Genomic DNA, 15,715 nt, shown 5'->3' on the forward strand with positions numbered 1-15,715 from the left:
CCCTCACACCATCGACCTCTTTTGGAGATTTCACCGTCATGTTCATTCACATCCGACCCATTCATCGCGTGCGCGCGGGCCTCCTCGCCGCCGGGCTCCAACTCATCCCGGCCTGCGACGGCGCCGTCGACGTCTCCGTCGACATCAACGTCTCGACCGCCGGCAGCGCCTGCGGCGACGGTCAGCTCGACCCCGGCGAGCAGTGCGACGACGGCCCGGCCAACGGCCCCGGCCAGGCGTGCCACGCCGACTGCCAGCTCAACGTCTGCGGCGACGGCGACCTCGGCCCTGGCGAGCAATGCGACGACGGCGACGACAACGGCCCCGACGCCCCCTGCACCGCCGAATGTCAGCCAGCGGCCTGCGGCGACGGCTTCGTCGGGCCCGGCGAGGCCTGCGACGACGGCAACGCGATCGAGACCGATCTATGCACCTCCGCCTGTGTCCCCGCCGCCTGCGGCGACGGCCACCCTCAGCCCGGCGAGCAGTGCGACGACGGCCCGGCCAACGGCCCCAACGCGGCGTGTCGCAGCAATTGCACGACCAACGTCTGCGGCGACGGCGACATCGGCCCCGGCGAGGCCTGCGACAACGGCCCGAGCAACGCCGACAACGCCGCGTGCAAGCTCGACTGCGCCCTCAACGTGTGCGGTGACGGCCACGTCGGCCCGATGGAGGGCTGCGACGACGGCAACGCGATCGACCTCGACGCCTGCAGCAACACCTGCGTCGCCGCCACCTGCGGCGACGGCCTCGTGCAGGCCACCGAGGCCTGCGACGACGGCAACGCGATCGACACCGACCTCTGCACCACCGCCTGCACCCCCGCGGCCTGCGGCGACGGCCACCTTCAGCCCGGCGAGGCCTGCGACGACGGCCTCGAGAACAGCGACGGCGGCGACTGCACGCTCGCCTGCGCGCTCGCGACCTGCGGCGACGGCCTGCTTCACGATCAGGGCAGCGGCGGCGAAGAGTGCGACGAGGGGCCCGCCAACGGCCCCGGTCAGGCCTGCCTCGGCGATTGCACCGTCAACGTCTGCGGTGATTGGGACCTCGGCCCCGGCGAGGCCTGCGACGACGGCAACGTCGCCCCCGGCGACGGCTGCAGCCCGATCTGCGCCCTCGAGACCTGCGGCAACGCGATCGTCGATCCGGGCGAGGCCTGCGACGACGGCCAGGACGGCGACCAGGACGACGGCTGCACCGATCAATGCGCTGTCCCCACGTGCGGCGACGGCCACGTGCAGGCCAGCCTCGGCGAGCAGTGCGACGTCGGCCCGGGTAACAGCGACAGCGGCGCATGCACCCTGAGCTGCGCGCACGCCGTGTGCGGCGACGGCCACGTGTGGGCCGAGGTCGAGCAATGCGATCAGGGCGCGGGCAACGGCAACGACAAGCCGTGCAAGCTCGACTGCACGGGGGCCGTCTGCGGCGACGGCGTGGTCGGCCCCGGCGAGGCCTGCGACGACGCCGACGAGGACGACGACGACGAGTGCACCAGCGCCTGCAAGGCCATGACCTGCGGCGACGGCGTGGTCCAGATCGGCGAGCAGTGCGACCACGGCCCGGCCAACGACAACCTCGGCGCCTGCACCCTGTTCTGCCTGCAGGCCAGCTGCGGCGACGGCTTCATCCAGGCCGGCGAGACCTGCGACGACGGCGACGACGACGACAGCGACGCCTGCGTCGCCTGCCAGGCCCCCGCCTGCGGCGACGGTGCCGTGTGGGCCGGCCACGAGCAGTGCGACGACGGCAACAACGCCGACGGTGACGGCTGCAACGCCGACTGCACCGTCCCCAAGCGCGTGTTCGTCACCGCCATCGCCTACAACGGCAACCTCGGCGGTCTCGCCGGCGCGAAGGCCAAGTGCCAGGCCCGCGCCGACGCGGCCGACCTCGGCGGCGTCTGGGACGCCTGGCTCGGCACCACGGACAGCCTGCCCGTGTCCCGCTTCACCCTCTCGACCGCCGGCTACCAGCGCCTCGACGGCACGATCGTGGCCGACGATTGGGCCGACCTCGCCGACGGCACGCTCGACGCGCCGATCAACATGAACGAGTTCGGCGGCATCGTCGGCTCGGAACTCGTCTGGACCGGCACCGATCAAAACCTGAACGCGTCCCTCAGCCACTGCAACAAATGGGTGCAGAGCAACAACAATTGGCTGTCCACCGTCGGCTCGACCCTCGCGGTCGACTCCAAGTGGTCCTACACCGCGGGGCTCATGTGCGGCCTGCAGGCCCGCCTCTATTGCTTCGAACAGTGACCTGTCCGCGCGACCTCACGAATCATAGGAGTCTTTCCATGCACAACCCGATCTTTCGTACCATCGTCCTTCGCGCGGGCCTGCTCACGGGCGCGCTGCTGCTCGCCACCACCGGCTGCGACGCCGACGTCAGCGTCGACCTCGACGTCGACCCGCCGAACCTCACGGGCGGCGGCGGCGGCAACCTCGGCGTCTGCGGCGACGGCCAGCTCGGCCTCGGCGAGCAGTGCGACCACGGCCCCGACAACGGCCCCGGCCAGATCTGCCGCAGCAATTGCCAGCTCAACGTCTGCGGCGATTACGAGCTCGGCCCCGAAGAGGAGTGCGACCACGGCCCCGCCAACGGCGACCACAAGGCCTGCACCTCGCAGTGCTCGCACGCCGTGTGCGGCGACGGCCTCGTCGGCCCGGGCGAGGCGTGCGACGACGGCAACGACGTCGACGGCGACGCCTGCACCAACGCCTGCGCCCTCGCCTCCTGCGGCGACGGCATCACGCAGCCGCCCGAGCCCTGCGACGACGGCAACGCCGTCGACGACGACGCCTGCAGCAACACCTGCGCGGCGGCGGTCTGCGGCGACGGCGTCCTCCAGTCCGGCGCCGGCGAGCAGTGCGACGACGGCCCCGCCAACGGCCCCAGCGCCGCCTGCCGCGCCAACTGCCTGGTCAACGTCTGCGGCGACGGCGACCTCGGCCCCGGCGAGCAGTGCGACAACGGCCCGAACAACGCCGACCAGGCCGCATGCACCCTCGGCTGCGCGATCAACGTGTGCGGCGACGGTCACGTCGGTCCGCTGGAGGGCTGCGACGACGGCAACGACGTCGACGACGACGCCTGCACCAACGCCTGCACCGTCCCGACCTGCGGCGACGGCATCGTCCAGGCCAACGAGGCCTGCGACGACGGCAACGCCAGCGACATCGACGCCTGCACCACCGCCTGCACCATCGCGGCCTGCGGCGACGGCTTCCTCCAGGCCGGCGAGGCCTGCGACGACGGCGCGAACAACAGCAACGGCGGCGACTGCACGCCGGCGTGCAAGCACGCCGTCTGCGGCGACGGCCTCGTCCACGACCAGGGCAGCGGCAGCGAGGCCTGCGACAACGGCCCGAACAACGGGCCGCAGCAGGGCTGCCTCGCCGGTTGCAAGCTCAACGTCTGCGGCGACGGCGACCGCGGCCCCGGCGAGGGCTGCGACGACGGCAACCTCGTCGGAAACGACGGCTGCAGCCCGCTGTGCGCGCTCGAGGTGTGCGGCAACGGGGTCGTCGATCCGGGCGAGCAATGCGACGACGGCATGGATCACGACCAGGACGACGGCTGCACCGATCTCTGCCGCCTCCCCGCGTGCGGCGACGGCTTCATTCAGGCCAGCCTCGACGAGCAGTGCGACACCAGCAACCTCAACAGCAACAGCGGCGCCTGCACCCTGAGCTGCCAGCCCGCCGTGTGCGGCGACGGCCTGCTGTGGCTGTCCGTCGAGCAGTGCGACGGCGGCGAGGACAACGGCGAGGACCAGCCCTGCAAGCCCGACTGCACCGGCGCCATCTGCGGCGACGGCTTCATCGGTCCCGGTGAGGCCTGCGACGACGCCAACCTCGTCGACAACGACGGCTGCACCAACGCGTGCAAGCTGCCGTCCTGCGGCGACGGCCTGGTCCAGCCCGCCGAGCAGTGCGACGAGGGCGCGGGCAACAACAACACCGGCACCTGCACCCTCGCGTGCAAGCTCCCGGCTTGCGGCGACGGCTTCGTCCAGGCGAGCGAGGCCTGCGACGACAAGAACATCACGCAGACCGACGGCTGCCTGAACAACTGCCAGCTCCCCACGTGCGGCGACGGCTACGTCTGGACCGGGCAGGAGCAGTGCGACGACGGCAACAACGTCGAGGGCGACGGTTGTTTCGCGTGCGCGCCCGCCAAGCGGGTGTTCGTCACCAGCACGACCTACAACGGCAACCTCGGCGGCATCACCGGCGCCGCCACGAAATGCCAGGACCGGGCCACCGCGGTCGGCCTCGGCGGCACCTGGGACGCCTGGATCAGCACCGACGCCAGCACCCCGTCGACGCGCTTCGTGTCCCCCATGGCCGGTTATCGGCGGATCGACGGGGCGATCGTCGCCAACACCCTCGCCGATCTGACCGACGGCACGCTCGACACCGCCATCAGCGTGTCCGAATCCGGCACCACCGTCACGGCGGACGTGTGGACCGGCAGCAACGAGGCCGGCCAGGTCTACCTCCCCAACTGCAACAACTGGACCTCGAGCAGCTCCGGGGTCATCGGGATGACCGGGCGCAGCAATTCGGCCACGGGGACCTGGACCTACTACCTCACCACCACGTGCAACGGTACTCGTCGCCTCTATTGCTTCGAGATCTAGCCGTTGATTCAGGCCACGCTCCCGAGCACGTGCGACCGCTCGGGAGCGCCGGCCTGCGAACGAACACGCACGCGTCGCCTCGATCGCTTCGAGGCTGATTCAGGTCGCGCTCCCGAGCCCGTTCGAGCGCTCGGGAGCGCGAACGTCAACCTCGGTGGCACGTACACCGTGCGCATCGCCTCGATGGTTTGGCGACCGTTGCTTCAGGTGCGCTCCCCCACCACGTTCGAGCGCCTCCTTGGCGTCACCCAACCCGAAGGCCTCCCCGACCGAAGCTCGCGGTCCGCTCACGCAGCCGCGCACACGATCGGCGGCCCGAACGTCCCGCCCTCGCCACGCAAGCGGCGGCGGAACGCACCCGGCGCCTCGCCCGCGTGGCGCTTGAACGCGCGGCTGAACGCGAACTCCGAGTCATACCCCACCTCGACCGCGATGGCCGCCAGCGAATCGTCGCTCTCGACGAGCCGCCTCGCCGCGCGCTGCATGCGGACCGCCGTCAGATGGCGCAGCGGCGGGACGCCCTGCTCGGCGAGGAAGCGGCGGGCGAACGCGGCGCGAGACAGGCCCGCCGCGCTCGCCAGCGCCGCCACCGTCCAGCGCTCGGTCGGCTTCGCCTGCATGAGCTGGAGCGCCCGCGCGATCCGCCGATCGACGCTGCGTCCACCTGCGTGGGCGCGGCGATGGCTGTGCAGCGTGTATGCCAGCAGCGGCGGCAACAGCGAGCGCGCCAGCGCCTCCTGGCCCGCGCCCGGGTCCGCGAGCGCGGCGCGCAGCAGCTGTACGATCGTCGAGAGGCCCGCCGAGCGGCGCACCTCCGCCGCCGGCAGATGGACCACGGGCGCGAGCGCGGGCAGCTCCGCGACCGCCCCCGCGTACGTCGCCGAGAGCAGCTCGGCCTGCGACGCGCGAGCGCCGGGCGGCGGCGGGAGGCAGCGCAAGCGCGGCTCGGGGGACGCAGCCCTGGCCGGCTCCGCGCCGACGAGCACGAGGTCGCCGGGCGCGAGCTCGAGGATCCGCTCCTCGCCCTGCACGAGCTGAAACGAGCCCTCCACGACCACGTGCAGGCTCGGCAACTCGCCCGCGTCCACCTGCCACGGCGGCGTCCCATGACGCCTGGACACCGTCACGCCGCGAGGGAGCTGCTCGTCGAACTCGTCCGCCATGGTTCGATGGTGGCTCGCGCCGGGCCCGCCTGTCCAGCGGGCCCCCGCGAATCGAGACGCTCGGGCATGACGACGCGCTTCGTGGACATGGCGTGCAGGCCGCGGCCGCCGGATGCTCGGAGCATGCCGGACCCCGATCCCGACCCGAGCGAGCCGCACGAGGACCGGCCGCGCGTCCCCGCGTTGGCCGACGAACTGCGCCGAAGCCTGCTGAAGAGCCGGACGGTGCTGATCTTCGGCGAGATCACCAGCGAGCTCGCGCAGGCGACGACGGCCCAGCTGCTCGCGCTCGCCAGCGAGAGCGACCAGCCGATCCGCGTCGTCATCCACTCGCCCGGGGGGCACGTCGAGTCGGGCGACACCATCCACGACGTGATTCGCTTCATCCGTCCCGAGGTCAAGATGATCGGCACCGGCTGGGTCGCCAGCGCGGGCGCGCTGATCTTCGTCGCCGCCCGGCGAGAGAACCGCTTCGCGCTGCCGAACACGCGCTTCCTCCTGCACCAGCCGAGCGGCGGCCTGCGCGGGCCCGCGGCCGACATCGAGATCGAGGCGGTCCAGATCGCCGCCATGCGCGAGCGCCTCAACCGGATCTTCGCCGCCGCCACCGGCCAGGACCTCGCCACGCTCACCCGCGAGACCGAGCGCAACCTGTGGATGAACGCCCGCCAGGCCCAGGCGTACGGCCTCGTGTACCGCGTGATCGAGCGCGGGGAGGAGGTCTGAGCCGCTGCTTGCGGGTCAGACCGCGCACCCCCCCGGCCTGAACCACTGCCTGAACCACTGATAGATCTTTGGGATGAGGCGTATGTAGGGCTCTACGTCGCTGCAGCCCCGGTGGTCACGCGAGGTCTGAGGGAATCACGCGGTCCGATTTTTCGTCATCAATGACACAATCCGTGCCGCCGAGGTGCCGAGCCCTCGAGGGCCCGCGAAGTGCACCGGCGGCGAGAGCTCCCGGCGCTCGGGCTCCTTGAAGCGACCCGTCTCCCGACACCAGTGGAGGGTGCCGCTCATCATCTTCTGGAGCTGTTCGACGTACCACTCGAGCCCCTCGCGAGCGTGTGCCGAGAGCCCGAGGTCGTCGGAGAGCGCCGGCAACTCGGTGGCGACGACGTGCTCGAACTGCTGCGCCCGGGCGGTCATCAGGTCATTCACCACCTGGACGGCCTCGTCCTTCCCACAGTCGAGGAACCGCTCCACGACCAGCACGAAGTTGTGGATCTCGCCCTCGACTTCCATCTCTCTCTGGTAGGAGTAGAGGTCGTTGAGCAGGCCGACGTAATCCGAGTACGCGTTCTCCAGCGAGCGCATCGGTCGGGCGCGGAGGACCTCGGAGGGGATCGCAGCGCCCTGCTGCCCGAGCCGGCAGAAGACCGTCGTGAGCTCGGCGCCGCACGTCCACCTGCGCATCTCGACGTAATCGATCGGATCCGGGATCCGGTGCTGGATCCGGTTCTGGAGCTGCCATAGCCAGCTCTCCACGGTGCCCTCGATCACCTTGCGGAGCTTTCGCCGATCGTCCACGGAGAGCGGCGCGGCCGTGCGCTCCCAGAGGTCCGCGAGGCCGAGCTCGAACGACGTGGTCGGGGGTGGGGTGACGCCGAGCTCGATCGGCATGAACGAAGATAGCCGCTTGACGAACACCTTGGCGCCCGCCATGTCGCGGGTGCTCCCGTAGACCACCGGGAAGTAATCGTCGCCGTACGTCCCCCAGGTGATCCAGCCCGCGCTCAGGTCGAGAGCATCGGCCGAGGCGTCCGGGGAGCACCTCGCCGAGAAGTAGGCGATATCGAAGGCCTCGAGCTCACGCTCGGTCCAGCCGCTGTGGCCGACGACGTGGGGCACGGGCCCGGTGAAGCCGATGCGGCGCGCCCATTCCTTGAGGCGCTGCCTGGCACCGTCGAGGTGGGGGTTCGTCCCCGTGGAGAAGGGCATGTAGAAATCGGGCAGAGTCGTCGGGCCGACGCGCTGGTAGGGGACGTGGGAGAAATTCTTCCACCTCTTGAGCCCGAGGGCGCCGGAGGAGGCGAGGCGCGCGGCCGAGGTCCCGAGGCCCGTCGGGCCCTTGGGGAGGAGCAAGCTGCTCGATGCGCCCTTGTTCATGTAGCGGCTGGAGCGCATATGCCACTCGTGGCCGCCGGACTGCCAGTCCTGAAGCCCTCGGATGTAGGTGAGGACGTGGGCGCGCTCGATCGGGTCGAGGGCGTGCTCTTCGAAGAGGGAGGGCAGCTCGGTGCAGGCGGTGTTCTCGAACTGCTGGAGGCGGGAGGTGAGCAGATCGTTGACGAGATCGGCGGCGCGCGGGGTATCGACGTCGAGGAAGCGCTCCATCACGAGGATCGCGTTGGAGAGCTCGCCCTCCTCCTGGATCTCACGCTGGTAAGAGAAGATGTCATTACGCAGGTGGACGGCGTCGGAGAAGGCGTCCTTGAGCACGAGCATGGGGCGAGAGGCGGCGATGCGGTCGGGGACCTCGACGAAGACGGCGTGCTCGACGAGGTCGGCGGACCAGGGGGCGCCGCCGACCTTTCGTCGCATCTCGATGTATTCGATGGGGTTGGCGACGCGCTGCCCGCTGATGTTGGACAGCTCCCACGTGGACTCGTCGAGGAGGTTCTTGGTGCTCTCGAAGAAGCGCCGGCGCCAGGCGACGGATTTGGAAGGGACCGTGCGGTACCAGAGGTCGGCGAGGCCACGTTCGACGGGGTTGGTCGGCTCGGGCGGGGTGGCGTCGAGGTCGACCGGCATGAACAAGGGGAGCCGGTCGAGGTATTTCTTGGCGCCGGCCTGATCCTGGGGGCGCTTGTAGGTCTCGAGGAAGTGGTCGTCGAAATAGAAGACCCAGACGTACCAATCAGTGATGAGGTCGAGCTCGGGGCCGGGCGCCTCGGGGTGGGTGTAGGCGCAGAGCAATGCGTAGTCCATCGCGTCGAGCTTCGCCTCGCTCCAGATGTTGGGATCGGCCTCGCCGGGTGGCGGATCCAAGATCCCCACCTTCCGCGCCCATGCCTTCGTGTGGGCTCGGGCGCCCTCGAGGTTGGGGTTCAAGCGCGCGGGCCAGGGGACGTAGAAATCCGGCAATTCAAAGGGCTGCTTGCCTTCCGCTTCCGCCACGATCACACCTCGCGGGCTCCATAGCAGCCACCATCACGTCCCGTCAACACCGGCACCCGCGCGCTTGTCGGTGTGGAAGCCGCGTGTCGGCGGACTACCGCGGTCGGATGAGCGAGCTGAGGAGCGCGTCGCGCCGGCGCCACCCGCGCAGCCAGGCGCCGCTCACGGCCACGGTCGCGGCCGGCCGCGCGAAGTGGCACAGGGGTAGACGCGCGTGTTGTCCCCTCGCGCTCATCTTCGCCCGAGGCACGCCGGACAGAATCCGCCGAGCTCGACAAAACGAGGGCGACAGATTGCATGGTGAACCAGATTTGTCATGTTGGCCGAGAGATCCCCGCCACACGAATATCAACCGCCGCGGAGCCGCGAACCGAGTCGGCTGCGGCCGCTGAGGCGTTCCGCTCGCTTGAGATGGGTTCGCCACAGTCGCGGGCTGAAGTCCATTTGAGACTATCGGAGGGCGCAACAATGGTAGAACCCGACAACCTTCGATATACGAAGCTATCGCTCAACACCGGATCCGGTGCGATCCCCGCGCTCGGCTTCGGCACACTGATTCCGGACCCCATAGCAACCAGAAACGCGACCAAGGCGGCGCTGGAAGCAGGATTTCGTCTGCTCGACACTGCGGAACGTTACCGGACCGAAAAAGAGGTCGGCGAAGCGATGCAGGAGGTGTTCAAGGCGGGGAAGATCGAGCGGCAGGACGTGTTTCTCGTCACGAAACTCTGGAACAACAATCATCGTCCTGAACGCGCCAAACTCGCCTTCGAGGCCAGTCTCAAGAGGCTCGGGCTCGACTACGTCGATCTCTATCTCATCCACACCCCCTTTGCGTTCCAACCTGGAGACGACCAAGACCCGAGGGATGCGAACGACCAGGTAATCTACGACAAAGGGGTGACGTTGCTGGATACGTGGAGAGCGTTGGAGGGCCTCGTGGACGAGGGCAAGTGCAAGGCCATCGGAGTCTCCGACTTCAGCCTGGAACAGGTGAAAGAGATCTTTGAAGCCTCGAGGATCAAGCCCGCGGTCGTTCACGTCGAATCCCATCCGTATCTCCCGCAATGGGAGCTGTTGGACTATTGCCGAAAGAATGGCATCGTGCTGCAAGCTTTCGCGCCGCTGGGACATGGCCTCCCGCCCAAGCTGCTGGAAGATCCGGTGATCACCGCCATCGCCAAGCGAGTCAACAAGACCCCCGCGCAGGTCTTGCTCGCCTGGGCTATCCAGCGCGGCACGGCCCTCCTGACCACCTCGAAGACCCCCAGCAGGATCAAGGAGAACTTTGAACTCTCCACCCTCCCTGAAGACGCCATGAGGGACATCAGCGAAGGAATCAAGTCGCGGGTCAGGTTCAACCTCGTGGCGGAGACCGGCGTTCCCGGCTTCATTCCGAGAGGAAAGTGAGGTCGAGACGGTCGCCAGGTCCGGATGTCCCGGACGAACACGTAGATCGCGCCCAATTCGACGGCACTATTGTTGGCGGCGTCTTCGTCGACACCGACCGATGAACGCTCCTTGAGCGCAGCGCTGACCGCCCGAACCTTGCCTTTGCGCGATGACGCGATGCGATACGTCCATGCTTCGTTCTTTCGCTCGAAGACGTGCGCAGCGCCGGCATCAGGGGCGAACAGGTTGGCTTCGTTGCTGCCGGCTCGGCGAGGATGATGGTAATCATCTCGTCTTGCCCGCACGCCGTGCGGATCGCCTCCGCTCGCCCGGGTTGGAGGTCGAGCGCGTGGAGCGCTTAGGTATCCACCGGTCGTCGCTTCTCCTGCGCCTTGACCACCGCGGATTCGCGGCGCTGGGTTCGACTTGACCGGCTCCTCGCAGTGGTCTAGCGTGTCGCATGTGGGATCATCGAGCCACCAGGAGCGCCGACCATGAGCGTGGTGGATCCAACTCGACGTGACCCCCAGGCGTCCACAAGTAGCGACGAGCGCTCGGAAGAGCCCACCCTCGCCCAGCTCCTCGACGCCCCCGTGGGTCGCCACGAGCCGGTTCGGCCCGCTGGCGGCTGCATGGTTGCGGAGTGTACCGACGAGCGCCATCCGACCCTCCAGGGGCGTGTGCGTGTCCGCTTCGTCGACCCGGCGGGCCGTGAGCACGAGTCGTGGGTGCCGACATGTCACGGGCTCGCGGTGCGGATCGGCGATCGTGTGCTCATGGTCCAACCGGCCAACAGCGACGAATGGATCGTCACCGGCGTCATCGACGGCTTCGCCGCCCGGCCGCGGGTCGAACCTCGGCCGGTCGCGGCGCTCGAGCTCCGACCCGACGAGGCGCTGCACGTCGTTTCGAGCGCGGGCGAGCCGCTGATCGAGATCTCACAGCAAGCTGGCGGCCCCACCGTCCGCCTCCTGCGCCCCGACGTCCGCGTCGAGCTCGCGGGCAAGCTAGCGATCAGCGCCGAGGCCATCGAGCTCGAGGCTGTGCGCGGCCAGGTGAAGATCAAGGCCAGCGACGACGTGGTGGTCCAGGGCGAGGTCGTGCGGCTCAACTGAGCCCGTCGGATCAATCTGTCCGTGGGGACAGCAGGCCGCGCTCGGCGAGCATGTACTCGATGGCGACCAGGATCGGGCCCTTGACCTCGATGTCGCAGCCATTGTAGGCCGGGCCGGCGCGCCAGCCCTTCGGATCCCAATGGTGGCGGAAGCCGGTCTTTTGCCGGCAGCCGATGATCATCCCCGCCCGCCCTGCGCCGAGGCGAAGGTAGGTGCCGACAAGCTCCTCTTTGCCGTCATCGACGTGCATCTCGTCAGTGTACGTTGAGAGTGCGGCGTTGCCCCGGGTCTCGGTCATGCGCCCGATCTCGATCGAAGCTGGCAGACGCACCACCCGCTCGCGCAGCCCGAGGGTCCGCCGCAGCCGCAGCGCGTCGCCGGTGACCGAGATCCGGGCCTTGAATCGGCCTGACGCGGCCATCAGGAGCATCACCAGCGGTATGAATATTACCGGGAGGAACGGTAGGACCATCGTTCGCGCTTCATCGGACTTCAGGTCGCTCGACGCTAGCACGATCCCGAGGATGATTATGGTGGCCACGAGCGCGCCGATCGACGCACCCATCATCCTCCGGTCGATGCCGACCCACGCGAGCGCCGGCGCCTGCGATTTGTGAGCCGTGGCCAGGTGTTTGTCGAGGTTTTTGGCCCGCAGGCTCACCGCGCATACCGGACACGGCAGCTTGGCTTGCGGATGCGCGGCCGCCAGCATGCGCGCCGTGGTCAGGCCGGAGGTCGACGGGGTGGGCGAGGTCATGGGTTCACTTGGGACCGGCTCTACGCAGGTCTCGCAGGGTTGCCGGACAGTCATAGACAACCTTGGCCTCGCCGTCGATGTGAAGTTCGACCGGGATCTTGGCGTGGATCCCGGGCACGAACACCCGCGGCAGCTCGGCGTGGCGGGCCACGTAGGTCAACGACACGCGGAGCTTGTCCGGCTCGATCAAGACATTGTTCAACTGCGGCCAGCCGACGTAGAACGAGCCTTCGATCTTCCAGCCGAGCTTCGGCGGCGCCGGCAGCTCAAACTGGATCCGCGGGTGCTCCGGGTGCATGCCCTCGACCGCGATCGGCGTGCGGGCGGCGATCGACGGGAACACCAGCCCCATCGCGCCCTCTTGTAGGGCCTGCGGGGCGGTGTTTACGCCGCCGCTCAGCGCGTGGTAGTCGACCGGAAGTAGCCCGTGCTCGACCTCGGCCAGCGGCGCCCCGGGCGGCGGATGGTACCACGCCTCGGCGCCGAGCCAGCACAGGCGATGAAACATGTAGGCGCTCGTGAAGTCAAAGCAAGCTGGTAACGGCTGGCGGTACCACAGCCGCGGGTCGCCCGTGACCAGCGTCTCGGGCTTCAAGAGCTGCCGCGGGTCCTCCAGATTGGGCAGCACGATCCCCTCGCAAGGTTCGTCGACGACCACATAGCCGCGTCCGAAGGGGTTTCGAGGGTACATCCCCGGGTGATCAAATTGCAGCCGCCCGTGGTCCGCGATCGTCTTCGGCGGCTCGACGGGGGTTCGAGGATCCCAGCCCCCGTATGCATGCGTCCAGGCGATGGGCATCGTGACGAACGGGGTCGGCGCGCCGAAGCGAAGCGCGCCGCGCCCGGTCCACGCGACGCTCCGGTCCCCAAACACCTGGATTGCCCGGGCTCGCTCGCCGACGACCACGCGGACGCGATGCGAGGTCACCGGCCGGCCGCGCGGCGCGTACGCCTGGCCACGGACGGCGACATCGGTCTCGAGCTTGTTGGGCCAAAAGTCGCTCCCGGGCGCCCATCGGGGCGTCACGTCGGGCTCGCGGACGTCATGAAAGAGCGGCTCGACGGCGCCGCGACGGCAGCGGCCGTCGACGATGTCGTACGTGAACTTCACCAACCCATAGACGAACTCGGGCATGGTGGCGGGCGGGAAGAAGTCGACGACCGCGTCGTACCCGTCATGGATCGGCTTGCGCGGGCTCATAATGAATTGGGCAGCGGCGAGGAGGCCCGGCTGTTGGAGATCGTGGTCTTGCCGTCGGGGCCGGTTGTCGTGGTTTGATTGTGGAACCCGTTAAAGGGATCGGAGATGTCGGTATTGGTCTTCGTGGTTCCCTTCCCCCATTGATGCGAGATGCTGTCCTGGCCGAGGCCGAGTGGGTGATTGTTGGCGACCCCGGCGCCGCTGGTGTCGAGTTCTCCGCTGGCCGTGCCCGCCTGACCCGACACCCCGGCCTTCCCGCCCCAGCCCGAGCTGTTCGTGTGACTGACGCTGACCGACGGTGTCACCGAGAGGAAGGGTCCGCCGATCTGCAGGCCGACGCTGGCCGAGCCCTCACCCGTGAGCCCGATCTGCACCGCCCCGACCAGGACCCCCACCCCTTGCTTCACAGCCCACTGCTGCCAAGCTTTCTGGGTCCCAGGGAGCAACTGGCCGATGAATTCGGACTTCAGCAACTGCGCCACCGTGGCGCCGCCGCGGCTCTGGGCGATGGTCTTCCCCGCACCGCGGCCGAAGCCCTGGGTGCCGCCATTCCAGCGGAACAAAAGAGCGTCGAGGAGCATCCCGGCCGCGACCGCGAAGACCCCCGCCAGCCAGTCGAGCAGGCTTATGTGGACGGTGACCGTGTTGAGGTGGCTGGTCGGCGCGTCGGCCAGCGGCATGCTGATCGGATTGGCGCAGTAGGTCATCGGCGTCGGCGGCCACGCGATCGCGGTCATGCCCGCGACCGGCTTGCCGTTCATCTTCACCGTGCTGGCGCTGAAGTTGGCCTTCCGCGACGAGAACGGGATATGCACAAGGGTCAGCATGTTGTTGGGCGCCGGGGCGATCTGGAGATGCGGGATGAACTTGCCGCAGTCGTGCCCAGCGAGGCAGATCGCCATGCCCTGGTGGAACACGCTGGTGGTGAACTGGCTCCCGCCGAGGGCGTAGCCAGGCGGCCACCAAGCGTTGACCGGTGATTCGAGGGCGCAGGCCGCCAGCGACAGCGGCAAGCCCGGCAGCGGCGGCGGAATCGGCGGAAAAGGCGGCAGCGGGATGAAGTTGTGGGTCGCTGTCAGCGGTACGACCAGGTTGAGACAGATGTCTCGCTGAATCGTTACTTTGGTCACTCGATCCACCCCTTCTCTAGCCGCAGCCGGAACGAGCGCCGCGTTGTGGGCGTCACGTCCGGCATCGTGAAAAAATAACGATACACGAGATAAAAGCGCGACTGCTCCGGCAGCAGCATCAGCAAGTGCGGCTCGAGCTCGCGGGTGCCGGTACGAGGCCCGAACTCGTAGTCGGCCAGGACCCGCAGGCGCGGCAAGCGGAAGCTCCACGGGGCCCCTGGGGTCATGCCGCGCAGGAGCACCGGCGCGTCGGCGCTCGGGATCGGCAAGATCCAGTCCGGGTGGGCCCGGTGATAGACCTGCGCGAGCATCTCCTGCTGGCTCAGCCCCTCACCGCGGGCCTTGAAATGATCGTGCGCGCGCTGCAAATGGACGCCGATGTCCATCGGCACGGTGGCCCAGCAGTACGGGCGCGGGTCGTCGTTCCAGTCCACGATCAGGTGCTGCGGGTGCTCGATGTTGGGCAGCGCTCGCCGGTAGTCCGGGGCCAGGCAGGGGAAGCCGGCCGGGGCCTTGAACGCGGCGCCGACGTCCTTGGCTAGCCGCGCGGCGTCGAGGCCGCGCCCGAATCGATTCATCGAGTGCTCGAGCTCGATAATGCTGTGCTCGTCGATTCTGCACTCGACCGAGCCGCCGTAGGCGCGCTCCCATGTCAAGGGGATCGCATCGAAGCGGGCTGCCTCGGAGATCCGGGCGCCTCTGCCGGAGCCGATCCAGTGGCGGTCGCCAGTGACATTGACGCTGCGGCGGTGGTCCCCGACAGCGAGCTCAACCTGCTGCCACGAGCGCCCGTTGCCGTACGCCGCTCCGAGCACGATCACCTCGAGCGCTCGGTCCCGGCGGGGCACGGCGTCCGACGGGAACGCACCAAATTCGGTCGGCTCATCGGCGTCGAAGAGCGGCACCGGATCCTGCGTATCGAGCCGCGTGCACTGGTCCTCGCCGACCATGAAGGTCGCCTTGGCAGTCAACATTCCGTAGCGGTGCGGCGTCCCCTCAAGGGTGGAGACTCTGATCTGCGCGACGACCGGTGTGCGATTGATGAGCTCCATATGCCTCGCTGACCGCGCCGCTACCGAATCCGCGTCGCACCCGATAGCACCTGCCTCCGGGCTCCGAATGCTAGCGCCGACGCGCGCCGCTCGCAACGCCCGCGGCCGCCGCCTGCACGTGTCGGATCGTCGTT

At 68.7% G+C, this 15,715-nt stretch carries 11 protein-coding genes; 5 read left to right on the forward strand and 6 right to left on the reverse strand.

Annotated elements, in window-relative coordinates; translation table 11 throughout:
- The first annotated feature begins 38 nt into the window (after positions 1 to 38).
- Positions 39 to 2,267: a DUF4215 domain-containing protein gene (locus O0S08_RS35530; protein ID WP_269033887.1), complete on the forward strand. Its 2,229-nt coding sequence runs from the start codon at positions 39 to 41 to the stop codon at positions 2,265 to 2,267.
- A gap of 38 nt (positions 2,268 to 2,305) precedes the next feature.
- A complete protein-coding gene (locus O0S08_RS35535) occupies positions 2,306 to 4,654 on the forward strand; it encodes a DUF4215 domain-containing protein (protein WP_269033888.1) in 2,349 nt (782 codons plus the stop codon).
- 287 nt (positions 4,655 to 4,941) lie between these two features.
- On the opposite strand, the gene O0S08_RS35540 is transcribed toward O0S08_RS35535, so the two are convergent.
- Positions 4,942 to 5,817, reverse strand: a complete 876-nt coding sequence (locus O0S08_RS35540; RefSeq protein ID WP_269033889.1) for an AraC family transcriptional regulator — start codon at positions 5,815 to 5,817, stop codon at positions 4,942 to 4,944.
- A gap of 123 nt (positions 5,818 to 5,940) precedes the next feature.
- Between O0S08_RS35540 and O0S08_RS35545 the strand changes: the two genes are divergently transcribed.
- On the forward strand, positions 5,941 to 6,543 hold the full coding sequence (locus O0S08_RS35545; RefSeq protein ID WP_269033890.1) for an ATP-dependent Clp protease proteolytic subunit: 603 nt from the start codon (positions 5,941 to 5,943) through the stop codon (positions 6,541 to 6,543).
- 135 nt (positions 6,544 to 6,678) lie between these two features.
- Here O0S08_RS35545 and O0S08_RS35550 read toward each other — a convergent pair whose 3' ends face one another.
- Positions 6,679 to 8,934, reverse strand: coding sequence for a terpene synthase family protein (locus O0S08_RS35550; RefSeq protein ID WP_269033891.1), 2,256 nt, complete (start codon positions 8,932 to 8,934; stop codon positions 6,679 to 6,681).
- Positions 8,935 to 9,402: 468 nt separating this feature from the next.
- On the opposite strand from O0S08_RS35550, the gene O0S08_RS35555 reads away from it, so the two are divergent.
- Positions 9,403 to 10,344: an aldo/keto reductase gene (locus tag O0S08_RS35555; protein ID WP_269033892.1), complete on the forward strand. Its 942-nt coding sequence runs from the start codon at positions 9,403 to 9,405 to the stop codon at positions 10,342 to 10,344.
- A 662-nt stretch (positions 10,345 to 11,006) separates the two neighbouring features.
- The gene (locus O0S08_RS35560) at positions 11,007 to 11,441 is read left to right on the forward strand and encodes a hypothetical protein (protein ID WP_269033893.1); all 435 of its coding nucleotides are present in this window, start codon (positions 11,007 to 11,009) and stop codon (positions 11,439 to 11,441) included.
- Positions 11,442 to 11,451: 10 nt separating this feature from the next.
- Here O0S08_RS35560 and O0S08_RS35565 read toward each other — a convergent pair whose 3' ends face one another.
- Genes O0S08_RS35565 through O0S08_RS35580 form a run of 4 tightly spaced genes read right to left on the reverse strand, consistent with a single transcriptional unit; the run spans position 11,452 to position 15,581 of the window.
- Positions 11,452 to 12,198 (reverse strand): hypothetical protein, encoded by a 747-nt coding sequence (locus O0S08_RS35565; protein WP_269033894.1) that lies wholly within the window; start codon positions 12,196 to 12,198, stop codon positions 11,452 to 11,454.
- Between the two features lie 4 nt (positions 12,199 to 12,202).
- The gene (locus tag O0S08_RS35570; protein ID WP_269033895.1) at positions 12,203 to 13,399 is read right to left on the reverse strand and encodes a DUF2169 domain-containing protein; all 1,197 of its coding nucleotides are present in this window, start codon (positions 13,397 to 13,399) and stop codon (positions 12,203 to 12,205) included.
- Positions 13,396 to 14,529, reverse strand: a complete 1,134-nt coding sequence (locus tag O0S08_RS35575) for a hypothetical protein (RefSeq protein WP_269033896.1) — start codon at positions 14,527 to 14,529, stop codon at positions 13,396 to 13,398. Before O0S08_RS35575 ends, O0S08_RS35570 begins: the two co-directional genes overlap by 4 nt.
- Positions 14,526 to 15,581: a DUF2169 domain-containing protein gene (locus tag O0S08_RS35580; protein ID WP_269033897.1), complete on the reverse strand. Its 1,056-nt coding sequence runs from the start codon at positions 15,579 to 15,581 to the stop codon at positions 14,526 to 14,528. The genes O0S08_RS35575 and O0S08_RS35580 overlap by 4 nt, the downstream gene beginning before the upstream one ends.
- Between the last annotated feature and the right edge of the window lie 134 nt (positions 15,582 to 15,715).

The sequence above is a fragment of the Nannocystis punicea genome, assembly GCF_026965555.1.
Taxonomy (GTDB): Bacteria; Myxococcota_A; Polyangia; order Nannocystales; family Nannocystaceae; genus Nannocystis; species Nannocystis punicea.

What these genes read in the sequence shown, in the direction of transcription:
- O0S08_RS35530 (WP_269033887.1), top strand. Translation starts at nt 39, where the DNA reads ATGTTCATTCACATCCGACCCATTCATCGCGTGCGCGCGGGCCTCCTC.
- O0S08_RS35535 (WP_269033888.1), top strand. Translation starts at nt 2,306, where the DNA reads ATGCACAACCCGATCTTTCGTACCATCGTCCTTCGCGCGGGCCTGCTC.
- O0S08_RS35540 (WP_269033889.1), bottom strand. Translation starts at nt 5,817, where the DNA reads ATGGCGGACGAGTTCGACGAGCAGCTCCCTCGCGGCGTGACGGTGTCC.
- O0S08_RS35545 (WP_269033890.1), top strand. Translation starts at nt 5,941, where the DNA reads ATGCCGGACCCCGATCCCGACCCGAGCGAGCCGCACGAGGACCGGCCG.
- O0S08_RS35555 (WP_269033892.1), top strand. Translation starts at nt 9,403, where the DNA reads ATGGTAGAACCCGACAACCTTCGATATACGAAGCTATCGCTCAACACC.
- O0S08_RS35565 (WP_269033894.1), bottom strand. Translation starts at nt 12,198, where the DNA reads ATGACCTCGCCCACCCCGTCGACCTCCGGCCTGACCACGGCGCGCATG.
- O0S08_RS35570 (WP_269033895.1), bottom strand. Translation starts at nt 13,399, where the DNA reads ATGAGCCCGCGCAAGCCGATCCATGACGGGTACGACGCGGTCGTCGAC.
- O0S08_RS35580 (WP_269033897.1), bottom strand. Translation starts at nt 15,581, where the DNA reads ATGGAGCTCATCAATCGCACACCGGTCGTCGCGCAGATCAGAGTCTCC.